Source organism: Desulfovibrio sp. 1188_IL3213, from assembly GCF_036763145.1.
Lineage (GTDB): Bacteria > Desulfobacterota > Desulfovibrionia > Desulfovibrionales > Desulfovibrionaceae > Desulfovibrio.
Genome location: NZ_JBAIYR010000382.1, coordinates 1 through 2,173, shown reverse-complemented (window position 1 = coordinate 2,173; position 2,173 = coordinate 1). Strand labels below are relative to the sequence as shown.

The window sequence follows — 2,173 nt, the reverse complement described above, 5'->3', positions numbered from 1 at the left end:
AGGCCGCGACGCCCATTGAGGCGCTCAAGGGCCAGCAGAGCGCCGCCAGCGGTCAGCCCGGCGACGATGCCGGCTTGGCATCCCTGACTGCGGAAGACAAGTACGTCTGCGCCCAGCTTGGCATGACCGAAGCAGATTACCTCAAAGCCAAGGAGGCCAAATAGTCATGGCCATAGTTACCGCCCCCTTGCTCGCATCCATGCGGGTGGGCTTTAGCAAGACCTTTGAAGACGCCAAGGCCAAGGCCCCCAGCCAATGGGCGCTTGCCGCCACTCATGTACCCAGCACTGCCAAGTCCACTACCTACGGTTGGCTCGGTCAGTACCCCAAGCTGCGCGAATGGGTCGGCCCCCGCACCGTGAAATCCATGCAGGAACATGGCTACAGCATCACCAACAAGCTGTATGAGGGTACCGTGGGCGTAGCGCGCACGGATATCGAGGACGATAACCTGGGCGTCTACACGCCGCTGCTGGCCGAAATGGGCTATGCCGCGGCCACCCACCCGGATGAACTGGTGTTTGGCCTGCTGGGCAAGGGCGTGACCACGCTTTGCTATGACGGGCAAAACTTCTTTGACACCGATCACCCCGTATACCCCCAGGTCGACGGCACCGGCGATGCTGTTACCGTCAGCAATCTTATTGACCCGGCCGCAGGCGACCCCGGCTTGGCTTGGTACATATTGGACGCCAGCCGCCCCCTCAAACCGCTCATTTTTCAGGAGCGTACCAAGCCGGACCTGTTGGCGGTCACTGACCCCAAACAGGACCACGTTTTCACACAGGATGAATACCTGTACGGCGTGCGCTATCGCTGCAATGCGGGCTTCGGCTTCTGGCAGCAGGCCGTGTGCTGCCGCGACACGCTGAACGCGGCAAACTTCGGCAAGGCTCTGGCCCTGATGCAGGGCTACAAGGCTGACGGCGGACGTCCTCTTGCCCTTGGCCGTGGGGGCAAGTCCGGCACGTTGCTGGTGGTTCCGTCCTCGCTCTACAGCGCAGCCCTGGACGTTGTGGGTGTGCAGCTCATCAACGGCGGCGAAAGCAACAAGTATTACGACGCGGCTACCATCATCAACTGCGCGTGGCTGTAGGGGGCGGCATGAGCAAGATAACTGTTTTCGTGAAAGCCCGCCCCGGTGCTGCTGGAATCCTTGTTGAGCGCCGTTGCCGTTGCGGCATGTGCTTTGACACCGAGGGCCGCACCGTTAGCGTCACCGAAGATCAACTGGCGCGGCTGAAAGCTGACCCGCAGCTTGTCGTCACTGACACGCCCGTTCAATCTGACAGCAATGCCAATGTCAGTACTGGCCCGGTTGAAAATCTGCCCGCTGCCGCGCCCAAGGCCGAAGCTCCGGCTACGGCCAAAACCGATAAAACCGCCGCCAAAGCGGCTAAAAAGGCAGGCTAAAGCCATGCCCGGCCCCACGCTCTACGGCAGCCTTGCTGGCATGACTGCGCACTTCGGCCAAGACGAAATGCTTAATCTCGCCCCAGGTGCTGACGACGCGGAAGGCCAACCCACGCTGGACGGGCAGCGCGTGCTTGACGCGCTGGCCCGTGCCAGCCGGGAGGCTGATACATACCTTGCCCCGCGCTATGCCGTGCCGTTGACTGTCAGCGGCGACGATACACCCGAGCCGCTCAAAGGCTTTGTTATGGACATGGCGCGCTACCACCTGACAGGCGGTGACGCCCAGGAGAGCGAGAGCATCATCCGGCGCTACGAAGAAGCCACCGCGTGGCTTAAAAGCGTAGCCAGGGGCGTGACAGACCTGCTTTTACCCGACGAGAACGGCAGCGACCCCGCCGAAGCCGACGATGCCGCCGTGCAGTTCCAGCCCGGCCAACGCATCTGGAGGTTCTGATGCTGCCCATCATGGAAATTGAAAACGGCATCATAGAGCAGATTGCGGCGGCAAAGCTGCCGTACCTGCGCCTGGTGTCCTCTTACGGCGGCGAACTCATGGGCGACTGGCAGGGCGTTATCCGCGCCTTGCCCGCTGTGTGGGTAACCTTCAAGGACAGTACTGCACCGGAGCCGCTCAATACCGCCAGCACCCGTTTCCGCACCCGGCTTGCCTTTACCACCATAGTGGCTGACCGCAGTGTGCGCAGCGAGGCCGCCACGCGCAAGGGCGGGCCGGGCAATGTGGGTACGTATCAGATGC

5 protein-coding genes are annotated in these 2,173 nt (G+C 62.1%); all 5 read left to right on the top strand.

The features are described from left to right. Positions 1-14: 14 nt before the first annotated feature. Positions 15-164 carry a phage protease gene (locus V6C16_RS14995; RefSeq protein WP_442886224.1) on the top strand — a complete coding sequence of 50 codons (150 nt, stop codon included), beginning with the start codon at positions 15-17 and terminating at the stop codon, positions 162-164. Positions 165-166: 2 nt separating this feature from the next. Then, positions 167-1,096 (top strand): Mu-like prophage major head subunit gpT family protein, encoded by a 930-nt coding sequence (locus V6C16_RS11685; protein WP_296986066.1) that lies wholly within the window; start codon positions 167-169, stop codon positions 1,094-1,096. Positions 1,097-1,104: 8 nt separating this feature from the next. Next, a complete protein-coding gene (locus tag V6C16_RS11680) occupies positions 1,105-1,413 on the top strand; it encodes an HI1506-related protein (RefSeq protein ID WP_072311435.1) in 309 nt (102 codons plus the stop codon). Between the two features lie 4 nt (positions 1,414-1,417). Continuing rightward, the gene (locus V6C16_RS11675; protein ID WP_072311436.1) at positions 1,418-1,870 is read left to right on the top strand and encodes a gp436 family protein; all 453 of its coding nucleotides are present in this window, start codon (positions 1,418-1,420) and stop codon (positions 1,868-1,870) included. Continuing rightward, positions 1,870-2,173: phage protein Gp37 (locus V6C16_RS11670; protein WP_333543281.1), on the top strand; the 304-nt coding region annotated here is incomplete at its 3' end. The genes V6C16_RS11675 and V6C16_RS11670, both read left to right, overlap by 1 nt.